Below are 18,408 nucleotides of genomic sequence, written 5' to 3' on the forward strand. Positions count from 1 at the left end.
CGATCGAAAGCCCCATGCTACTAGACCTTTGGGTCCGGATCGAAAAGAAATGTAGAGATCTTTATCCGAATCCTCGCATTGCCAGCCTCTGCACAACGCAGATCGTCGCCCGTCGCGGCGGCCGATGCACGCCTGGACGCGCATCCGCACCGCCGCGTCATGCCGCCGGCTCGGCACGCATCGTCATGCAATCCATTCGGCCCACAGCATCGTCAGCACGGTCATCAGCGCGGGGCCGACGAACAGCCCGATCAGGCCGAACGTCTCGGCGCCGCCGAGGATGCCGAACAGCACGAGCAGGAACGGCAGCCGCGCGGAATTGCCGATCAGCACCGGCCGCACGAAGTGCTCGGCGACGAACACGACGACGAACCCGAGCACCGCCACCACGATGGCCCACACGGTCGCGCCCTGCACGAACAGCCAGAGCGCCGCCCCGCAGAACACGACGGGCGCGCAGAACGGCAGCATCGCGGCGATCGCCGTGACGAGGCCGAGCAGCGCCGCATGCGGGACGCCGGCCAGCGCATATGCGATGCCGAGCAGCGCGCCCTCGCCGAGCCCGACGACGACGAGCCCCGTCACCGTGCCGAACACGGCCGAGACCATCCGCTCGATCAGCGCCGCGCCGCTGCGCCCGAACGCACGCCGCGCGCCCTGCAGTAACGCCCCCGACAGCTTGTGGCCGGCGCGCAGGATCACGAACAGCGTGACGAGCATGAAGCCGAATTCGAGCAGCCAGTGCGCAAGCTTCGTGCCGAACTGCCGCCCGAACGCGAGGAATTTTTCGCCGTTGACGGCATGCATCGCGCTGGCCGCATGCAGCGGGTGGCCGAGGTTGGCCTGCCACCATTCGGTGACCTGCGCCGCGCCGTAAGGCAGCCGGCCAACCAGGTCGGGCACCGGGATGCCGTTGTCCTGGATCGTGCGCAGCCACTCGCGCAGGTCATGCGCCTGCCCGATCGCCTGGGTTGCCGCGACGGCCACCGGCAGCACGACCAGCAACGAGATCGCCGCCGTGATGACGAGCGCGATGAGCGTCGGGCGGTTGCGGAACAGCCGGTGAGATTCGAAGCGCTTCAGCATCGGCCACATCGCGATGGCGATCACGCAGGCCCAGGCGATGGCGGGAATGAAATCGCGGATCACCCACAGCGCGATGACCAGCAGCGCCGCGTACAGCACGGCACGGGAGACCTGCTGCGTACGCGGCCGTGCGGCAGGATCGGGAGACGACGGGACATGTGCGCCCATGGCACCTCTGTCGAGAATGAGAAAATGGCGGTTCGCGCAGGCAACCGGCCTGCGCGAACCGCCATTCTATCCATCGGCGCCGGATCGGCGGCGCATGTCATGCGCGCGCCGCCCCGGCGCCCCGCCCGCTCAGGCCACCTTGTCGGCGCTCCGGTAGCGCTCGAGCCAGTGCGCGTACGGCGCGGGCAGCGTCCACGACGGACGCTCGACGCCGAGTTGCTTGGCCGCGTAGTACGGCCAGTGCGGGTCGGCCAGATGCGCGCGGCCGACCATCACGAGATCGAGCTGTTCTTCCGCCACCACGCGGTTCGCGAGTTGCGGCGTGTCGATCCCCCACGCGGACGACACCGGCAGCCCGGCCTCGCGGCGCACGCGCTCGGCGATCGGCGCGAGGAACGCCGGACCCCACGGAATCTGCGCGTCGGGCGTCGAGAAACCGACCGACACGCTCAGCATGTCGAGCCCTTCCCGCTTCAGCCGCTGCGTGAGCGCGATCGACTCGGCGAGCGTCTCTTCGTCGCGCCCGTCGTACTCGATCACGCCGAAGCGCGCGGTCAGCGGCAGATGCTCCGGCCACACCTTGCGCACGGCCGCGAGCGTCTCGACGAGGAAGCGACCGCGGTTCTCGGCCGAGCCGCCGTATTCGTCGTCACGCTGGTTCGCATGCACCGAGAAGAAGCTCTGGGCGAGATAGCCGTGCGCGAAGTGCAGTTCGAGCCATTCGAAGCCCAGGTCGCGCGCGCGTTTCGCCGACGCAACGAAGTCGGCCTGCACGCGTGCGATGTCGTCGCGCGTCATCGCGCGCGGCGTCTTCGGCAGATGCGCGCCGAACGGCACGGCCGACGGCGCGATGGTCTGCCAGCCGCGCGGATCGCCTTCGGCGATATGGTCGTCGCCTTCCCACGGACGGTTCGCGCTCGCCTTGCGGCCCGCGTGCGCGATCTGGATGCCGGGTACCGCGCCGGCCGCCTTGATCGCCGCGACCGATGGGGCGAACGCTTCGGCCTGCGCATCGTTCCACAGCCCCGCGCAGCCCGGCGTGATGCGCCCTTCCGGCGCCACGGCCGTCGCCTCGGCGATCACGAGGCCCGCGCCGCCCCGCGCGATGCCGGCCAGATGCACGTGATGCCAATCGTTGACGACGCCGTCCTCGGCGACGTACTGGCACATCGGCGGCACCGCGATGCGGTTGCGCAACGTGACATCCTTGAGTTTGAACGGTTCGAACAGGGCAGACATCCACGGCTCCTTTGCTTGGTTCTGCAAAACGACTGGAAACGCGCCGTGCGGTACGCACGACGGAACGATCGGGCCGTCGACGGGCCGGCCTGCGCCCGGCGACGGATACGGTACGGCGCCGGCCCGGCCGGCGCCCTCGGCTCAACGGTGGCCGAGCTGCGCGAGCAGCGCCTCGGCGACGGGCTCCGACGACGCGGGGTTCTGCCCCGTGATCAGCAGCCCGTCGGTGACGACATGCGGCGCCCAGTCGGCGCTGCGCTCGAATTGCGCGCCGTTGGTCTTCAACATGTCCTCGACGAGGAACGGCACGACTTCCGTCAGTTCGACGGCCGCTTCCTCGCTGTTGGTGAAACCCGTGGCACGCTTGCCGCGCACGACCGATTCGCCGGTCTGCGGGTTCTTCACGTGACGCAGCACGCCCGGCGCGTGGCACACGGCCGCGACCGGCTTGCCGGCCGCCAGCGCGCGCTCGATCAGGCCGATCGAATGCAGATCCTCGGCGAGATCCCACAGCGGGCCATGGCCGCCCGGGTAGAACACGGCGTCGTAGTCGTCCACGGATACCTCGGCCAGCTTGCGCGTCGACGCGAGTTCGGCCTTGGCCGCCGGATCGGCGTCGAAGCGGCGCGTCGCGTTGGTCTGGGCCGTCGGATCGCTGCTTTTCGGATCGAGCGGCGGCTGGCCGCCCTTCGGCGACGCAAGCGTCAGCTCGACGCCCGCATCCTTGAACGTGTAGTACGGCGCGGCCAGTTCCTCGAGCCAGAAGCCGGTCTTCTTGCCGGTGTCGCCGAGCGTGTCGTGCGAGGTCAGGACAACCAGAATCTTCATGATCGGATACTCCTTCGAAATGGATGAGGGAACGGGGCCGCGCAACCGGGCAATCCGGCCGGTCGGCGCGGCGCGCCTGTCGGTTAGTCAGCTGAGACGCGTCAACGTGCGGCCCGCATATCCGAATGCGATACTCGCCTATTAGACCGGTCGTCTAGGATGATTCGAAATAAAACGACGGCGTCTCGCAGCACCACCAGCATCGCAGCGCGGAATGGCATTCAAATGGCATTTCGCGTCTTCGTTGCATGCGCCGCGGACGTCGTCGCATTCATGAGGACGGATGATAGCCGCGGATTAGACCGGTCGTCTAGTAAACGGATAGTCGCCCCTGCTACCGTCATGGCCTTTTCGCAGGGGGCGCGATCCGCCGACGTCCGCAGTCACTCGGCGCTGGCAGCACGGCAGATGCGGTTCGCAGGAACCGCCCGCCCGGCATTGCGCCGGGCGAGTGCGGCCCCGCCTGTGTCACGACCGGGTCAGAGCAACCCCATCCCGCCCGACGCGATGATCTCCGCGCCGACGATGAACGCGGATTCCGGCGCGCTGAGGTGCAGCACCGTCGACGCGATCTCCTCCGGCGTGCCGAACCGGCCGACCGGCACGAGGCCCTTGATCTTGTCGGCGGTTTCATCGAGCGTCGCCGCGTCGAGCCCGAGCTTGCCGTACAGCGGCGTCTGCACGGGCCCGGGGCTCACGACGTTCACGCGCACACCCTGCGGCAGCAACTCCGTCGACAGCGTCTTCGCGAACGAATTGACGGCCGCCTTGCTCGCCGCGTACACCGACGAGCCGGGCATCCCGATGTGCGCGTTGATCGAGCCGTTGATCACGATCGACGCGCCGCGGTTCAGCAGCGGCACCAGCGACTGGATCTGGAAATACGCGCCCTTCACGTTGGTGTTGAACACGAGATCCCACATGGCCTCATCGCTGTCGGCGAACGGCGCGAGTTTCGCGACGCCCGCGTTGATGAACACGGCGTCGAGCCGCGCCCCCGCCGACGCGATCGCATCGGCCAGCGCGCGGGCCGATGCGACGCTGCCGGCCTCGTTGCGAATTGCGAGCGCGCCGGCGCCGAGCGTTTGCCGCGCGGCCTCGAGCGTCTGCGCATCGCGCCCGGTGATGATGACCCGCGCGCCTTCTGCCGCGAATGCCTTGGCGGCCGCCAGGCCGATGCCGCTGTTGCCGCCCGTGACGAGGACCGTCTTTCCTTCGAAGCGTTGCATGATGTTCTCCTGTGAACCGGTGAGTTGACCGTGAACACAGGATGCGCGCGGCGCCCGGCCCTGCCGTACGACGTGCGCGACGAACATGTTCGAAATCGTCGAACGTGTTCGAGCGGGCAGGTTCGCTTGTCCTGCCCTGATCCTCGCCGCGTCAGCCGGCCACGTCGATACCGTCGAGCAGGCGCTGCGCGAGCCGCGGCTCGCGCAATTGCTCGAGCCACCATTGCAGCGCGCGGCCGTCCCGGTCGCCGTGCCACGCGACATACAGCCGGTTCGGCTCGCGCGGATCGGCTGTCTGTTTTTCGACGAGTTCGCCGCGCGCGAGCAGCGACGCCACGCGCCGGAGCGGCACCCAGCCGACACCGAGCCCGTCGCGCTGCGCGAGGATCTTCGCGCGCATCGACGGCACCGCGAGCACGGCCTGTCCGCCGAGCAGGCCATACGCGCGGCCGACCGCGCGCCGCGACGAATCGGCGACGACGACCGCCCGGTGCGCGCCGATCACGTCCCGCGTCAGAGCGCCGGTCGCGGCGGCCAGCGGATGGCGTGGCGACACCGCGAACACCCACTCCATCGCGCCCAGTTCGAACCATTTGAAGCCGGGAATCGCGGGCGGCTCGTTGGTCGCGCCGACCACCAGGTCCGCGCGGCCGTCGCGCAGGGCTTCCCAGGTACCGCCGAGCACTTCGTGCGTGAAACGCAACGACACGCCCGAGTCGAGCGCATCGAACGACCGGACGACCGGCAGCAGCGTGTCGAACTCCAGCACCTCGTCGCTGACGATCCACAGCCGGTCTTCCCAGCCGCTCGCAATCTGCCGCACGCGCTGCGTCAGCCGTGCGACGTCCAGCGCCAGCCGCGCCGCCTCGTCGGTCAGCAACTGGCCGGCCGGCGTGAGCTGCAGCCGGTAGCCGCGCCGGTCGAACAGCAGCGCGTCGAAGCGGGTTTCGAGCTGGCGCGCCGCGTGCGACACCGTCGACGGCGCCTTGCCGAGCCGCGCGGCCGCGCGCGACAGGCTGCCGGTGGCACGGATCGCGTCGAGCAGCGCAAGTTCGTCTTCGGACAGCATGGGCTCGCTCCGGTCTGGGGTTGTCGTGGATCGTAAGGCAGCGGCGGGCCGAGGTCCAATCGGCGGGTACGGGCAGCGGACGCGAGTTACGGGGCCACCCGGCCGGTTCAGCCCGCGTCCCCGATTGCTTGCGGCTTGGCGACCGGTGCGGGCGCCCCGCCAAGCGACCTCCACGGCGGACTTCCGGTATGCTGATCGGCACAAAATTACGACAATCGAGGTAACCACCGCGATGGACATTGCCATCCGCATCGAAGGCCGTCACGACCTGACGGGGCAGATCTTCCGGCAACTGCGCACCGCGATCGTCGACGGGCGGCTCGCCGGCGGCGCGCGGCTGCCGTCGACGCGCGACCTTGCGAAACAGCTGGGCGTATCGCGCAAGACGACGCTCGACGCGTTCGAGCGCCTCGTCGCCGAGGGCTACCTGACTACCCGCGCGGGCGACGGCACGTTCGTCGCCGACGGCCTCGCGCGCGTGCCGCACGCTGCCGCCATGTCGGCGCCGTCGCTCGTCGAGGATACGCCGCGCGTCGACGCGGTCGATGCGCGCGCGCTGTGGAACGACCTGCCCGATGCGCTCGCGATGCCGATGCCGCACGATTCGCCCGGCTTCGACTTCCGTGGCGGCGTGACCGACAAGGCGCTGTTCCCGTTCGACGCGTGGCGGCGCTGCCTGCATCACGCGTTGCGCCAGCAGATGCGCGGCCCCGCCCAGTATCACGACCCGGCCGGCGATCCTCAACTGCGCGGCGCGATCGCGCGCTATGTCGCGTTCAGCCGCGCGGTCGCGTGCGGCTGGGACGACGTGCTCGTCACGCAAGGCGCGCAACAGGCGCTCGACCTGATCGCCCGCGTCGTCGTGCGGCCCGGCGACGTGGTCGCCGTCGAGGACCCCGGCTATCCGCCCGCGCGCGCCGCGTTCGCGTCGCTCGGCGCGACGGTGATCGGCGTGCCGGTCGACGCGCACGGGCTGCTGACCGAACGGCTGCCCGACGACGCACGCCTCGTCTACGTGACGCCATCGCATCAGTTCCCGCTCGGCATGCCGATGACGCTGGACCGGCGCGTCGCGCTGCTCGAATGGGCGCAGCGCCGCCGCGCGGTGATCATCGAGGACGACTATGACGGCGAGTTCCGCTTCGAAGGCCGGCCGGTGGAGTCGCTGAAGAGCCTCGACCGCACCGGCCTCGTCGCCTATGTCGGCACGTTCTCGAAGACGATCTTTCCGGAACTGCGGATCGGCTACGCGATTCCGCCGCGCGCGCTGCGCGGCGCGCTGGCCAAGGCGAAGCAGATCGTCGACTGGCACACCTGCACGCTGACGCAGGCGGCGCTTGCCCGCTTCATGCTCGAAGGCGATTTCGCGCGGCACCTGAAGCGCGTGCAGAAGCACTACGATGCCCGCCGCAAGATGCTGATCGCCCATCTGCGCGGCGCACTCGCGCCGTGGTTCGATGCGATCGTTCCCACCGCCGGCATCCACCTCGCCGCCTACCTGAAGCCGGGGTGCGACGAAGCGGCGCTGGTCCGCGCGGCCCGCGCGCACGACATCGGCCTGTATGGCATCTCGGCGTTCCACGTCGGCGTGCCGGTGCGCGCGGGGCTGCTGTTCGGCTATGGCGGGATCGACGCGCTGCGCATCGACACGGCGCTTGCGAAGCTGGCCGGCCTGCTGGGTTCGGACACCGTCGGCGGCGCGGCACTGGTTACCTGAATTTTCCCGAAATTGGCCATTCAAGCAGGCCAGCGTGCGTCCTAAAGTAGGTCCTGTCGCGCCACCGTGCGCTCCAACCGAGAAAGGACCTGCCATGCAACCGCGCCTGAACTTCTATGCCGCCAGCCCGAATGCGATCAAGGTGATGCGCAATGCCGAGGAATTCCTCGCGAAGAGCTCGATCGAGAAGCCGCTCGCCGAACTCGTCCGCCTGCGCGCGTCGCAGATCAACGGCTGCGCGTTCTGCGTCGACATGCACACGACCGATGCGCGCAAGGGTGGCGAAACCGAGCGCCGCCTGGCCACCGTCGTCACGTGGCGCGAAACGCCGTTCTTCACCGAGCGCGAACGCGCGGCGCTGGAATGGACCGAGGCGCTGACGCTGGTCGCCAGCAACCACGTGCCCGACGCCGTGTGGGAGGCCGTGAAGCCGCACTTCACCGACGAGGAACTGTTCGACCTGTCGATGCTGATCGCGACGATCAACTCGTGGAACCGCTTCGCGATCGCGTTCCGCAAGATGCCCGAGTAAGGAGACGACGATGACTCACGCTACGCACCTGCGTCGCGCCGCCCTGTACGCGTGGCTCGCGACCGGCGCCGCGCTGCTGCCGGCCGCCGCCGGGGCGCACGACGCCGGCGACAACGTGCATACGATCATGCAGCAGGCCGTGCCCGAAGCGCCCGGCAAGCTCGCCGTCGTCGCGACCGTCGACTATGCGCCCGGCCAGGCTTCCGAAGCCCACCGGCACCTCGGCTCGGTGTTCGCGGTCGTGTCGAAAGGCGAAGTGCTGTCGCAGGTGAACGGCGGCCCGCTGCGGCGCTACCGCGCCGGCGAAGGCTGGTACGAGGCGCCCGGCTCGCGCCACCAGGTGTCGCGCAACGCGAGCGCGACCGAGCCTGCGCAGCTCGTCGTGTTCGGGCTGACCGGCGATCACGTGCCGATGACGTCGCCAATCGACCAGTAGCCGCCTTTCGGGGGCGCGCGCCATTGTCCAGGCTCGCGCCCTCGCTTCGCGTCCGGGCCCATGCCGCCGGCGCCATGCCGCAGCCCCGCTCGTTTCCCCCACCGTTTCTCCATTAGCTGTTCCCTACACTCCGCCGCCGGCTGGCCGCGCCGCGCCGCGCCGCGTCACGTCGCCGCCTCGCCCGCCCGCGTCCCCATTCAACGCTCGCCTGATCTCGATCAACCCGGGCGAAAACCCTTCCTTGAAATTAACTAACTCATCAATTAGCGTCGATTTCATGAACGCGAAATCCACCGTCGCCAGGCCGCGCGGGCGCCGCCCGTCGGTCGACGATTTCGACCTGCGCGACCACATGCTCGACGTCGCGATGCAGTTGTTCGCCGAGCGCGGCATCGCCGCGACCACGGTCGCGCAGATCGCCGCCGCGGCCGGCGTCACGTCGGCGATGGTCCACTACTACTTCACGAATCGCGAGCAACTGCTCGACGCGATCGTCGAGGAACGGCTCGCGCAGGTCATCGCGTTCGTGTGGCGGCCGACCGAGCCGCAGATCGAAAACGACCCGTTCGCGCTCGTCGCCGAACTCGTCGACCGCTTCTTCGACGTCACGCGCCGCATGCCGTGGCTGCCGTCGATCTGGCTGCGCGAGATCGTCCACGAAGGCGGGTTGCTGCGCGAGCGGATGGTCCGCCGCATTCCGCTCGACCATGTCGGGCGCTTCGCCGAGCGCATCCGCGGCGCGCAGCAGGCCGGCACGCTGAACCCCGCGCTCGAACCGGCGTTCCTGTTCCATTCGATCATCGCGCTGGTGATGCTGCCGCTCGCGACCGCGAAACTGTGGCAAAGCGCGCGCGGCCTGCCGCCGATCGACCGCGACGTGCTGCACCGTCACGTCCGCGCACTGCTCGGTTCGGGCCTGCAGCCGCCGGCCGCCGCGCCGCGCGCGCCAGCCCGCTCGCCACGGAGCCCGTCGTGAACACGGCCCGCGCGCTGCCGATCGCACTGGCCGCCGCCGTCGCGCTCCTCGCCGGTTGCGAACGGCAGGCCAGCAACGGCACGACCTACCAGGGCTACGTCGAAGGCGAATTCGTGTACCTGTCGTCGTCGCAGTCGGGCACGCTTGCGCAGTTGTCGGTCGCGCGCGGCCAGACCCTCGCCGCCGGCGCACCGGCCTTCTCGCTCGAAGCCGTCAGCGAAACAGCCGCGCTGCTGCAGGCGCAGCACCAGCTCGCGGCCGCCCGCGCGCAGCTTGCCGACCTGCAGACGGGCAAGCGCCCGCCCGAAATCGCGGTCACGCAGGCGCAGCTCGCACAAGCCACCGCGCAGGCCGCGCGGGCCGCCGCGCAACGCGTGCGCGATGAAAGCCAGTACGCTGCCGGCGGCCTGTCGAAACAGCAGCTCGACGATTCGCGCACGGCCGCTCAAACGACCGCCGCGCAGATGCGCGAACTGCAGCAACAGGTCGACGTCGCGCGCCTGCCCGGCCGCGCGCAGCAGATCGCCGCGCAGGCCGCACAGGTCGACGCCGCGCAGGCGGCGGTCGCCGAGGCGCAATGGAAGCTCGACCAGAAGCGCGTCGCCGCGCCCGCCGCCGGACGCGTGTACGACACGCTGTACCGCGTCGGCGAATGGGTGCAGGCCGGCAATCCGGTCGTGCAGATGCTGCCGCCGCAAAACCTGAAGGTGCGCTTCTTCGTGCCGGAAGCCGCCATCGCCTCGCTCGCGCCGGGGCGCACGGTCGCGATCCATTGCGACGGCTGCGCGGCCGACGTGCCCGCGCGCATCACCTATGTGTCGAGCGAGGCCGAATACACACCGCCCGTGATCTACAGTAACGAGAGCCGGACCAAGCTCGTGTTCATGATCGAGGCGCGCCCGGCCGTCGCCGACGCGCCGAAGCTGCACCCGGGCCAGCCCGTCGCCGTGAGGGTGCCATGAACCTGCCGCCCGCACCGTATGCGATCGACGTCGATCGCCTGAACAAGCATTTCGGCGACAAGCATGTCGTGAAGGACGTGTCGCTGCGCGTCGCGCGCGGCGAGATCTTCGGCTTTCTCGGGCCGAACGGCAGCGGCAAGACCACGTCGATCCGGATGATGTGCGGGCTGCTCACGCCCGACTCGGGCAGCGGCACCTGCCTCGGCTACGACATCGTGCGCGACAGTGCGCAGATCAAGCGGCACGTCGGCTACATGACGCAGCGCTTCTCGTACTGGGAAGACCTGTCGATCCGCGAGAACCTCGACTTCGTCGCGCGCGTGTACGGGATGCCCGACCGCAAGGCGGCCGTCGCGCGCGCACTCGACGGGCTCGGCCTCGCGAGCCGCGCGGACCAGCTCACGGGCGCGCTGTCGGGCGGCTGGAAGCAGCGCCTCGCGCTGGCCGCCTGCATGCTGCACGAGCCGGCGCTGCTATTGCTCGACGAACCGACGGCCGGCGTCGATCCGGCCGCGCGCCGCGACTTCTGGGAAGAGCTGCACCGGCTGGCCGCACAAGGGATCTCGGTGCTCGTCAGCACGCACTACATGGACGAGGCCGAGCGCTGCCACAAGCTCGCGTACATCGCGTACGGCGAGCTGCTCGCGCAGGGCACGTCGGCGGAGATCGTCGCGTCGCAGGGGCTCGCGACCCGCGCGATCACCGGTGCGCACCTGAGCGAACTGTCCGCGCGGCTGCGCACGATGCCGGGCGTCGACCAGACGGTCGTATTCGGCTCGGCACTGCATGTGAGCGGCCGCGATCGCGCGCGGCTCGACGCGACGCTCGCGCAGGTCGCGGCGCAAGCCGATGGGCCTGCCGCGCTGCAGGTCGCGCCGATCGACACCGGGCTCGAGGACGTCTTCATCTACATGATGGGCCGCGCGTCCGGGCAACCCGGCGGAGCGTCGTCATGAACGCGTGGGCACGCTTGCACGACGCGTTCTCGGTCGCTCGCTGGTGGAGCATCGTGCTGAAGGAATTCCTGCAGCTGCGGCGCGACCGCGTGACGTTCGCGATGATCGTCGGCGTGCCGATCATCCAGCTCACGCTGTTCGGCTTCGCGATCAACACCGATCCGAAGCACCTGCCCACGGCCGTGATCGTCGCCGATGCGAGCCCGTTCGCGCGCAGCTTCGTCGCCGCGATGCGCAATTCCGCGTACTTCGACATCGTCGAGACGCTGCCCGACGAGGCGGCCGGCCGGCATGCGCTTGCACGCGGCGACGTGCAATTCGTGCTGACCGTGCCGGCCGATTTTTCGCGGCGGCTGCTGCGTGGCGAGCGTCCGTCGCTGCTCGTCGAGGCGGACGCGACCGATCCCGTCGCGACCGCGTCGGCGATCGGCGCGCTGCCGGGCCTCGTGCAGCCCGTCGCGGACAAGGATCTGACGGGTCCGCTCGCCTACCTGAACGGCCGCCCGGCCGCGTTCGACGTCGTGCTGCACCGGCTGTACAACCCCGAGGGCATCACGCAGTACAACGTCGTGCCGGGCCTGATGGGCGTGATCCTGACGATGACGATGGTGATGATGACGGGCCTCGCGATCACCCGCGAACGCGAGCGCGGCACGATGGAGAACCTGCTCGCAACACCGGTGCGGCCGCTCGAGGTGATGACGGGCAAGATCGTCCCGTACGTGCTGATCGGGTTGATCCAGGTGTCGATCATCGTCGCCGCGGCACGGTTCGTGTTCGACGTGCCGTTCGTCGGCGGCGTGTTCGCGATCTACCTGTCCGCGCTGCTGTTCATCGCCGCGAACCTGACCGTCGGCATCACGCTGTCGTCGCTCGCACAGAACCAGTTGCAGGCGATGCAGCTCGCGGTGTTCTATTTCCTGCCGAACATCCTGCTGTCGGGCTTCATGTTCCCGTTCGCCGGGATGCCGAAGTGGGCGCAATTCATCGGCAACCTGCTGCCGCTCACCTACTTCAACCGCCTCGTGCGCGGCATCCTCCTGAAAGGCAACGGCTGGAGCGACCTGTGGCCGTCCGTGTGGCCGGTCGCGCTGTTCACCATCGTCGTGATGGGCGTCGCGCTGCGTTTCTACCGGCGGACGCTCGACTAGGCACGGCACCATGAAACCGGCTTCGCGTCGCCCCTTCCACGTTGACCGCGCTGCTCACGGCTGTGCGCTGGCCGCCGCGCTGCTCGTCGCCGGATGCGCGGTCGGGCCGGATTTCCACGCACCTGACGCGCCAGCCACGCGGCACTACACGCGCGGCGAGCCGCCCGCGACGACGGCCGCCGCCACCGGCGCGGCCGGCGACCCGCAGACGTTCGCACCGGCCGCGCACACGCCGCAATGCTGGTGGACGCAGTTCGGCTCCGAACCGCTGAACCGGCTCGTCGATACCGCGTGGCACAACAGCCCGACGCTTGCCGAAGCCCGCGCGCGGCTCGACGAAGCGCGGCAGAACCATGCGGCCGAAGCCGGCGCGACGATGGTGCCGAAAGTCGATGCGAGCCTGTCCGCCACACGCGAGCAAGTCGACACGACCGCGTTCGGCCTGCCCGCCAACGTGCCCAGCCCGGGGCCGTTCACGCTTTATGACGCATCGGTGAGCGTGTCGTATGTACTCGACGTGTTCGGCGGCAACCGGCGTGCGCTCGAAGCGCTACGCGCGCAAGTCGACTACCAGTCGTACACGCTCGACGCGGCGCGCCTGACACTCGCGGGCAACGTCGTCGCGACCGCGATCCTGCGCGCGTCGCTCGCGCAGCAGGTCGCGCTCACGCGGCAGTTGATCGACGCGCAGGCGCGGCAGTTGCGCATCGTCGAAATGCGTTTCGCGGCGGGCGGTGTTTCGCAGGCCGACGTGCATGCGCAACGCGCACTGCTCGCGCAGACGCAGGCGTCGCTGCCGCCGCTCGACGCCCGCCTCGCGCAGGCCGGCCACCGGCTCGCGATCCTGCTCGGCGTGCCGCCGTCCGATGCCGTGCTGCCCGACCTCACGCTCGAAGCACTTGCGCTGCCGCGCACGCTGCCCGTCGCGTTGCCGTCGACGCTCGCGCGCGAACGACCCGACATCCGCGCGGCCGAAGCCGTGCTGCACCAGGCGAGCGCGAACGTCGGCGTGGCCACCGCGAACCTGTATCCGCGCTTTTCGATTTCGGCGGGGATCGGCTCGGAACGCACGCGCATCGCGGATCTCGTGAGCGGGCTCAATGTGTGGAATGTCGGCCTCGGCCTGACGCAACCGCTCTTTCACGGCGGCGAACTGCGCGCGAAGAAACGTGCGACCGAAGCGGCGTACGACGCAGCATTCGCGAGCTACCGGGAAACCGTGCTGCAGGCGCTTCAGCAGGTGGCCGACGCGATGCGCGCGGTCGAGCACGACGCGGCCGAACTGCAGGCGAGAGATATCGCCGCGCGGGAAGCGGCGGCAAGCAACATGATTGCCGGCGACCGCTACGCGGCGGGCGGGATCAGCACGTTCGACCTGCTCGACGCGCAGCGGCAGGCGCTGCAGACGTCGCTCGACCGCACCCGCGCGCAGGCCGACCGGCTTGCCGATACGGCGGCGCTGTTCCAGGCGCTGGCGGGAAGCTGGACGGATGCGGCTGCGCAGTGACGAACAGGACGGCATTGGCACCGGCCGAACACTGCGCCATGCATCGCATGATGCGCGCACCTGTCAGGCTCGACTGCCGTCGCCGCCCGCTTCCATTCGATGCTCGCCGGTGACGGAACCGGCACTGCGCACAATGCGCACCGCCAATAAAAAACCGGCCCGAAGGCCGGTTTTTCATACCGCATGCCCTGAGCGGCGCTCGCGCGCCGCGCGACATCAGAAGCGGTGGATCAGGCCGACGCCGAGGCCGATCTGGTTCTGCTTCGAACCTGCGCCCACGCCGTCGCCGATCGACGTCGTTGCAGCGATGATCTTGCCGCCGTTCAGCGTGTTGCCGCTCGAATGCTGCCAAGCTTCAACTGCGTACAGGCCCGTGCGCTTCGACAGGCTGTAGTACTGCGACAGCGTGACCTGGTGGTACTTGGCCGAACTCGTGATGCCGTTCGACTGCGTTGCCGCCGTGTACGAGTAGCCCGCCGCGAAGTCCCACTGAGCCGCTGCCTTCCAGTGCAGCACGGCGCCTGCCGTGTTGAAGATCGCCGTGTTGCGGAACGACGAACCGACGCCCGGCGTGTACTGGACGTTCGAGTACGATGCCGAAATGTCCCATGCCGGCGTGAACTGGTAGCCCGCCGTCACGGCGATACGCTGCTGCGATTGCGCGGTCGCGTAGCCATTGTTGATCGACGAAACGGCCGGCTGGTTGCCGTCACCCGTCGCCGTCAGGCCGTTCTGCACCGTCGAGTTCGCACCCCACACGCCGCCGCCGAGCGTCGCGTTGTTGACCTTCTGGTAGCCGACCGCGATGCCTGCCGGGCCGTTCAGGTACTGGATCGCGGCGCTCCACGTCGAGCCGCGGTTCGTTGCGCCTGCAACGCCGCCGAACGAGTACGAACCGCCGACCGTGAAGCCGTAGAACTTCGGCGACATGTAGACGAGCGAGTTGTTCGCGCGGTAGCTGGTATCCAGCGAGTCGATATCGCCCGGGTGCGCGCCGTAATAGCCGGTCAGCCAGGTCGTCGGGCTGTACGGCGACAGCAGCGTGTAGTACGCGGTGTACTGGCGGCCGGCCGTCAGCGTACCGTACGTGTTGTTGGTCAGGCCAACCCACGCCTGACGCGTGAAGATGCCGTTGGTCCACTGCGACGAGCCGTTAGCCGTGTTGACGCCGGCTTCCAACTGGAAAATCGCCTTCGTGCCGCCGCCGAGATCTTCGCTGCCCTTCAGGCCGAAGCGGCTGCCTGCCCACACGCCGGTGGACATCTGCACCTTCGAGTGACCACCCGAGGTCGCACCGACTGCCGACGAGTTGTTCTGGTAAGCCAGACCGTTATCGACGATACCGTACAGGGTCACGCTGCTTTGAGCGTGGGCGACGGTAGCGGCTGCAAGGCCAGCTGCCGTCATGGCGAAAGCGACGCGCTTTTTCATTGATTCTCCGTCCTCAAAGAATGATTTCTTTTGTGGTGTGGTTTTATGACCTGACACATGTGCGAGTACATGCCGGCGCAATTCTGACGGATTACCGATTATTTCCCAACACGCGCAGTCGGTCATCGTATGATCGACGCAACGCGCGGGTTCACCAAGCGGTTACATAACACCTGAAAACGCTTACGCGGCGGGCCTCTCCGGCATTTCCCGGTGAAAACCCTAGCTTTACATTTTTACAGGTGCAACGCGACCGACGGATGTCGTCAGATGCCTTCGGCAACATACATCTTACAAATGCGCGACCGTGGTCGATGCCACGATTCACGCCGCCGCGAAGGATCGCTGACGTTCATGACACCCACGTTTCGCGAAACGAAATAATGAAAACGTTTTTAGTCGAGGCGCGGGAGATCGGCGGGAGCGGCCCGGCGAACGTGGGCCGAGGGGCGACGCCGGCACCCGTCGTGCCGGCATCGTTCAGTGCGATTCAGCGCGTGGCCGGCGGCACGAGATGCGCGCTCACGGCATCGGCGAGCGCGGTCATGCGCGCGCGAATCGCGGTGTTCGAGCCGACCAGCGCGAGCGACGACGCCATGATCCGGTAGATGCGCTTTCTCGGCACCTTGGCCGGCTTCGCCGGATCGAGCCACGCTGCGTGGCCGGCCAGCAACTCGAGCGTTTCGAGGCCGATCATGATCGGCCACAGGCACGCGAGCCGCAGTCGCACGAAGCGGCGCGGGATCGCGAGCGTATACAGGCACGCGTCGCGATACTGGTCGAGCGTCACGCGCAGCAGGTCGACGAGTACGCCGCGCGCGCGCGCGGACGCATCGGGCGCCGTCAGGTCGGCGACGCCGAGCCCGTGTGCGCCCAGCACGTCGTCGGGCAGGTAGCAGCGGCCGATGCGCAGGTCCTTCCCGCAGTCGCGCAGGATGTTGGTCATCTGCAGCGCCTTGCCGAAACGGATGCCCTTCTCGCACATGTCCGGCAGGTTCCAGCCGCGTGCCGCCGGCGTGTGCATGCCCGTCATGTCGGTCCAGAACTCGCCCACGCAGCCGGCAACGAGATACGTGTAGCGGTCGAGTTCGTCACGCGTCGGCAACGACGCGACCCGCCCCGATTGCTCGTCGGGGAACGTGCGCAGGTCGAATACCATCCCCGCCGTCAGCGTCGCGACGACCTTGCGGATCGAGGCGCGGTCGGCCTCCGGCTGCGCGCGCAGCAGCGCGAGCATCGGCGCCATCGAGCCGAGCAGCACGTGTTCGTGCGAATCGGTCTGCATCCGCGTCACGTCCTCGAGCGCACGCGACAGCGCAACCCCGTCGCCGAGCCGTTCGACCTCGTCGCGCAGGTCGGTCAGCAACGCCGCGCGGCGATCGGGTGCGACGAGCGCCGTGTCGGCGATCGTGTCGGCTGCGCGCGCGAGCAGGTACGCGAGGCCGACCGGATCGCGCATGCCGTCGGGCAGCACGCGCAGCGTCAGGTAGAAGGAGCGGGAAACGTTCTTCAGCAGGTCGCCGAGCAGGTAGGCGGAATCGGTTCGAGTCGTCATGGGTCGGGAAAAATCGGCCGGCGCGGGCCCCGGACGCACACGGGCGCCGGGCGCCCGCGCCGGCCCGCGAGTCGCCGCATCGTCGCGCCAGGCGGACGTCCGCCCCGGCGCGGCGATGCAAAATTCCCGCAAGTTTAGTGCATCCGGCGCGCGGCCTGCCCGAGACGGCCGGAATGCGCCCCACATCGGGCCGCAATCAACTGCTCCGCCGCCGGTATCGCGCCCTAAAAATATTCAAAAGAAAGGCACAAGTAATACATATGTAATTATTCGATGCGACGATCGCGTCCCATTCGACTCCGTGCGACACGCCACGACGGCCGCATGCCGGAGCGATCGCCCCTTTCCGACTCTCGTTTCGAAGGTTCATCGACATGCTCTTCAAGCGCCCGACCTCCCTGCGCTACGTCCCGGTCGCCTGTGCCGCCGCGTTCCTGCTCGCCGCGTGCGGCGGCGACGACGTCGCGTCCGACCCCACCCAGCCGATTTCCGCGAAGGTCCAGGTGGTCGGCCATCGCGGCGCGAGCGCGCTGCGCCCCGAACACACGCTCGCGTCGTACCGCAAGGCGGTCGAGGACGGCGCGGACGTGATCGAGCCCGATCTCGTGTCGACCCGCGACGGCGTGCTCGTCGCGCGTCACGAGAACGAGATCTCGGGCACGACGAACGTGTCAACGCTGCCGCAGTTCGCGGGCCGCAAGGCGACCAAGACGATCGACGGCGCGGAGCTGACCGGCTGGTTCACCGAGGATTTCACGCTCGCCGAGCTGAAGACGCTGCGCGCCCGCGAGCGCATTCCGCAGGTCCGCCCCGCGAACACCGCATACAACGACCAGTTCGAGATTCCGACGTTCGACGAGATCGTCGCGCTCGCGAAGCAGATGTCCGCGCAGACCGGCCGCACGATCCACCTGTATCCGGAGACCAAGCATCCGACCTACTTCCAGTCGATCGGCCTGCCGCTCGAAGACCGTCTCGTCGATGCGCTGCTGAAGGATTCGTACACGGCGCGCACGGCGACCGTCTACATCCAGTCGTTCGAGGTCGCGAACCTGAAGACGATCCGCAACCGGATCAAGTCGAGCCAGCCGAACTGGAAGCTCGTGCAGCTGATGGACGAAGCCGGCCAGCGCCCGTACGACTTCGTGAAGGCGAACGACAAGCGCACCTACGGCGACCTGTCGACGCGCGACGGCATGCGCGAGATCGCGACCTATGCGAACGGCGTCGGCCCGTACAAGACGTCGATCATCGCGGTCGCCGCGGACGGCACGCTGCAGCAGCCGACGCCGTACGTGCGCTATGCGCACGAGGCCGGCCTCGTCGTGCATCCGTACACGTTCCGCCCGGAGAACAACTTCCTGCCCGCCTCGTTGAAGGATGGCGGCACGCCCGCCACGCGCAACACCGCCGGCTCGGTGCGGGAGATCCAGGCTTACCTGCGCGCGGGGATCGACGGCTTCTTTACCGACGATCCGGCCGTCGGCCGCACGGCCGTCGATACGTTCAAGCGCTGAGATGCGCCCTGACCGGGCGCGACGCACGACACGCCGCGCCCGGCTGCAC

The 18,408-nt window shown here is 68.8% G+C and carries 17 protein-coding genes; 9 read left to right on the forward strand and 8 right to left on the reverse strand.

Annotated elements, in window-relative coordinates:
- Positions 1-183: 183 nt before the first annotated feature.
- The 5 genes from ACPTTC_RS26445 to ACPTTC_RS26465 all read right to left on the reverse strand — a co-directional run bounded on the left by ACPTTC_RS26445 (position 184) and on the right by ACPTTC_RS26465 (position 5,619).
- A complete protein-coding gene (locus ACPTTC_RS26445) occupies positions 184-1,254 on the reverse strand; it encodes an AI-2E family transporter (protein ID WP_423394565.1) in 1,071 nt (356 codons plus the stop codon).
- 129 nt (positions 1,255-1,383) lie between these two features.
- Positions 1,384-2,493 (reverse strand): NADH:flavin oxidoreductase/NADH oxidase, encoded by a 1,110-nt coding sequence (locus ACPTTC_RS26450; RefSeq protein ID WP_175968383.1) that lies wholly within the window; start codon positions 2,491-2,493, stop codon positions 1,384-1,386.
- A 141-nt stretch (positions 2,494-2,634) separates the two neighbouring features.
- Positions 2,635-3,321: a type 1 glutamine amidotransferase domain-containing protein gene (locus ACPTTC_RS26455; protein WP_423394566.1), complete on the reverse strand. Its 687-nt coding sequence runs from the start codon at positions 3,319-3,321 to the stop codon at positions 2,635-2,637.
- A gap of 479 nt (positions 3,322-3,800) precedes the next feature.
- Positions 3,801-4,550: an SDR family oxidoreductase gene (locus ACPTTC_RS26460; RefSeq protein WP_423394567.1), complete on the reverse strand. Its 750-nt coding sequence runs from the start codon at positions 4,548-4,550 to the stop codon at positions 3,801-3,803.
- A 151-nt stretch (positions 4,551-4,701) separates the two neighbouring features.
- Positions 4,702-5,619: a LysR family transcriptional regulator gene (locus tag ACPTTC_RS26465; RefSeq protein ID WP_423394568.1), complete on the reverse strand. Its 918-nt coding sequence runs from the start codon at positions 5,617-5,619 to the stop codon at positions 4,702-4,704.
- A 232-nt stretch (positions 5,620-5,851) separates the two neighbouring features.
- Here ACPTTC_RS26465 and ACPTTC_RS26470 point away from each other — a divergent pair, with 232 nt between their 5' ends.
- The 3 genes from ACPTTC_RS26470 (at position 5,852) to ACPTTC_RS26480 (ending at position 8,304) form a co-directional block, all read left to right on the forward strand.
- Positions 5,852-7,336 carry a PLP-dependent aminotransferase family protein gene (locus ACPTTC_RS26470; protein ID WP_423394569.1) on the forward strand — a complete coding sequence of 495 codons (1,485 nt, stop codon included), beginning with the start codon at positions 5,852-5,854 and terminating at the stop codon, positions 7,334-7,336.
- Between the two features lie 94 nt (positions 7,337-7,430).
- A complete protein-coding gene (locus ACPTTC_RS26475) occupies positions 7,431-7,868 on the forward strand; it encodes a carboxymuconolactone decarboxylase family protein (RefSeq protein ID WP_069251461.1) in 438 nt (145 codons plus the stop codon).
- Between the two features lie 10 nt (positions 7,869-7,878).
- Positions 7,879-8,304, forward strand: a complete 426-nt coding sequence (locus tag ACPTTC_RS26480) for a cupin domain-containing protein (protein WP_423394570.1) — start codon at positions 7,879-7,881, stop codon at positions 8,302-8,304.
- Between the two features lie 123 nt (positions 8,305-8,427).
- Here ACPTTC_RS26480 and ACPTTC_RS26485 read toward each other — a convergent pair whose 3' ends face one another.
- Positions 8,428-8,583 carry a hypothetical protein gene (locus ACPTTC_RS26485; protein WP_423394571.1) on the reverse strand — a complete coding sequence of 52 codons (156 nt, stop codon included), beginning with the start codon at positions 8,581-8,583 and terminating at the stop codon, positions 8,428-8,430.
- Between ACPTTC_RS26485 and ACPTTC_RS26490 the strand changes: the two genes are divergently transcribed.
- The 5 genes from ACPTTC_RS26490 to ACPTTC_RS26510 are packed head-to-tail and all read left to right on the forward strand — an operon-like array spanning position 8,582 to position 13,856.
- Positions 8,582-9,280 (forward strand): TetR/AcrR family transcriptional regulator, encoded by a 699-nt coding sequence (locus tag ACPTTC_RS26490; protein WP_423394572.1) that lies wholly within the window; start codon positions 8,582-8,584, stop codon positions 9,278-9,280. The two genes, ACPTTC_RS26485 and ACPTTC_RS26490, sit on opposite strands and share 2 nt — an antisense overlap.
- On the forward strand, positions 9,277-10,242 hold the full coding sequence (locus ACPTTC_RS26495) for an HlyD family secretion protein (RefSeq protein ID WP_423394573.1): 966 nt from the start codon (positions 9,277-9,279) through the stop codon (positions 10,240-10,242). The genes ACPTTC_RS26490 and ACPTTC_RS26495 overlap by 4 nt, the downstream gene beginning before the upstream one ends.
- The gene (locus ACPTTC_RS26500; RefSeq protein WP_423394574.1) at positions 10,239-11,198 is read left to right on the forward strand and encodes an ABC transporter ATP-binding protein; all 960 of its coding nucleotides are present in this window, start codon (positions 10,239-10,241) and stop codon (positions 11,196-11,198) included. Before ACPTTC_RS26495 ends, ACPTTC_RS26500 begins: the two co-directional genes overlap by 4 nt.
- On the forward strand, positions 11,195-12,349 hold the full coding sequence (locus ACPTTC_RS26505) for an ABC transporter permease (protein ID WP_423394575.1): 1,155 nt from the start codon (positions 11,195-11,197) through the stop codon (positions 12,347-12,349). Before ACPTTC_RS26500 ends, ACPTTC_RS26505 begins: the two co-directional genes overlap by 4 nt.
- A 10-nt stretch (positions 12,350-12,359) precedes the next feature.
- Entirely contained in the window at positions 12,360-13,856 is a 1,497-nt protein-coding gene (locus ACPTTC_RS26510) for an efflux transporter outer membrane subunit (protein ID WP_423394576.1), read from the forward strand.
- A gap of 216 nt (positions 13,857-14,072) precedes the next feature.
- Here the strand turns inward: ACPTTC_RS26510 and ACPTTC_RS26515 are convergent, their stop codons facing one another.
- Both ACPTTC_RS26515 and ACPTTC_RS26520 read right to left on the reverse strand, forming a co-directional pair.
- Positions 14,073-15,287 (reverse strand): porin, encoded by a 1,215-nt coding sequence (locus ACPTTC_RS26515; protein ID WP_423394577.1) that lies wholly within the window; start codon positions 15,285-15,287, stop codon positions 14,073-14,075.
- A 490-nt stretch (positions 15,288-15,777) separates the two neighbouring features.
- Positions 15,778-16,842: a phytoene/squalene synthase family protein gene (locus ACPTTC_RS26520; protein ID WP_423394578.1), complete on the reverse strand. Its 1,065-nt coding sequence runs from the start codon at positions 16,840-16,842 to the stop codon at positions 15,778-15,780.
- A gap of 374 nt (positions 16,843-17,216) precedes the next feature.
- Between ACPTTC_RS26520 and ACPTTC_RS26525 the strand changes: the two genes are divergently transcribed.
- Positions 17,217-18,359 carry a glycerophosphodiester phosphodiesterase gene (locus ACPTTC_RS26525; protein ID WP_423394579.1) on the forward strand — a complete coding sequence of 381 codons (1,143 nt, stop codon included), beginning with the start codon at positions 17,217-17,219 and terminating at the stop codon, positions 18,357-18,359.
- Positions 18,360-18,408: the final 49 nt, after the last annotated feature.

It is taken from the genome of Burkholderia mycopellens (assembly GCF_964265025.1).
In the GTDB taxonomy this organism is placed as follows: Bacteria; Pseudomonadota; Gammaproteobacteria; order Burkholderiales; family Burkholderiaceae; genus Burkholderia.

Bases quoted from the DNA above. Each gene is read 5' to 3' on its own strand.
- ACPTTC_RS26445 (WP_423394565.1), bottom strand. From the start codon at position 1,254: ATGGGCGCACATGTCCCGTCGTCTCCCGATCCTGCCGCACGGCCGCGT.
- ACPTTC_RS26450 (WP_175968383.1), bottom strand. From the start codon at position 2,493: ATGTCTGCCCTGTTCGAACCGTTCAAACTCAAGGATGTCACGTTGCGC.
- ACPTTC_RS26455 (WP_423394566.1), bottom strand. From the start codon at position 3,321: ATGAAGATTCTGGTTGTCCTGACCTCGCACGACACGCTCGGCGACACC.
- ACPTTC_RS26460 (WP_423394567.1), bottom strand. From the start codon at position 4,550: ATGCAACGCTTCGAAGGAAAGACGGTCCTCGTCACGGGCGGCAACAGC.
- ACPTTC_RS26465 (WP_423394568.1), bottom strand. From the start codon at position 5,619: ATGCTGTCCGAAGACGAACTTGCGCTGCTCGACGCGATCCGTGCCACC.
- ACPTTC_RS26470 (WP_423394569.1), top strand. From the start codon at position 5,852: ATGGACATTGCCATCCGCATCGAAGGCCGTCACGACCTGACGGGGCAG.
- ACPTTC_RS26475 (WP_069251461.1), top strand. From the start codon at position 7,431: ATGCAACCGCGCCTGAACTTCTATGCCGCCAGCCCGAATGCGATCAAG.
- ACPTTC_RS26480 (WP_423394570.1), top strand. From the start codon at position 7,879: ATGACTCACGCTACGCACCTGCGTCGCGCCGCCCTGTACGCGTGGCTC.
- ACPTTC_RS26490 (WP_423394572.1), top strand. From the start codon at position 8,582: ATGAACGCGAAATCCACCGTCGCCAGGCCGCGCGGGCGCCGCCCGTCG.
- ACPTTC_RS26485 (WP_423394571.1), bottom strand. From the start codon at position 8,583: ATGAAATCGACGCTAATTGATGAGTTAGTTAATTTCAAGGAAGGGTTT.
- ACPTTC_RS26500 (WP_423394574.1), top strand. From the start codon at position 10,239: ATGAACCTGCCGCCCGCACCGTATGCGATCGACGTCGATCGCCTGAAC.
- ACPTTC_RS26505 (WP_423394575.1), top strand. From the start codon at position 11,195: ATGAACGCGTGGGCACGCTTGCACGACGCGTTCTCGGTCGCTCGCTGG.
- ACPTTC_RS26510 (WP_423394576.1), top strand. From the start codon at position 12,360: ATGAAACCGGCTTCGCGTCGCCCCTTCCACGTTGACCGCGCTGCTCAC.
- ACPTTC_RS26515 (WP_423394577.1), bottom strand. From the start codon at position 15,287: ATGAAAAAGCGCGTCGCTTTCGCCATGACGGCAGCTGGCCTTGCAGCC.
- ACPTTC_RS26520 (WP_423394578.1), bottom strand. From the start codon at position 16,842: ATGACGACTCGAACCGATTCCGCCTACCTGCTCGGCGACCTGCTGAAG.
- ACPTTC_RS26525 (WP_423394579.1), top strand. From the start codon at position 17,217: ATGCTCTTCAAGCGCCCGACCTCCCTGCGCTACGTCCCGGTCGCCTGT.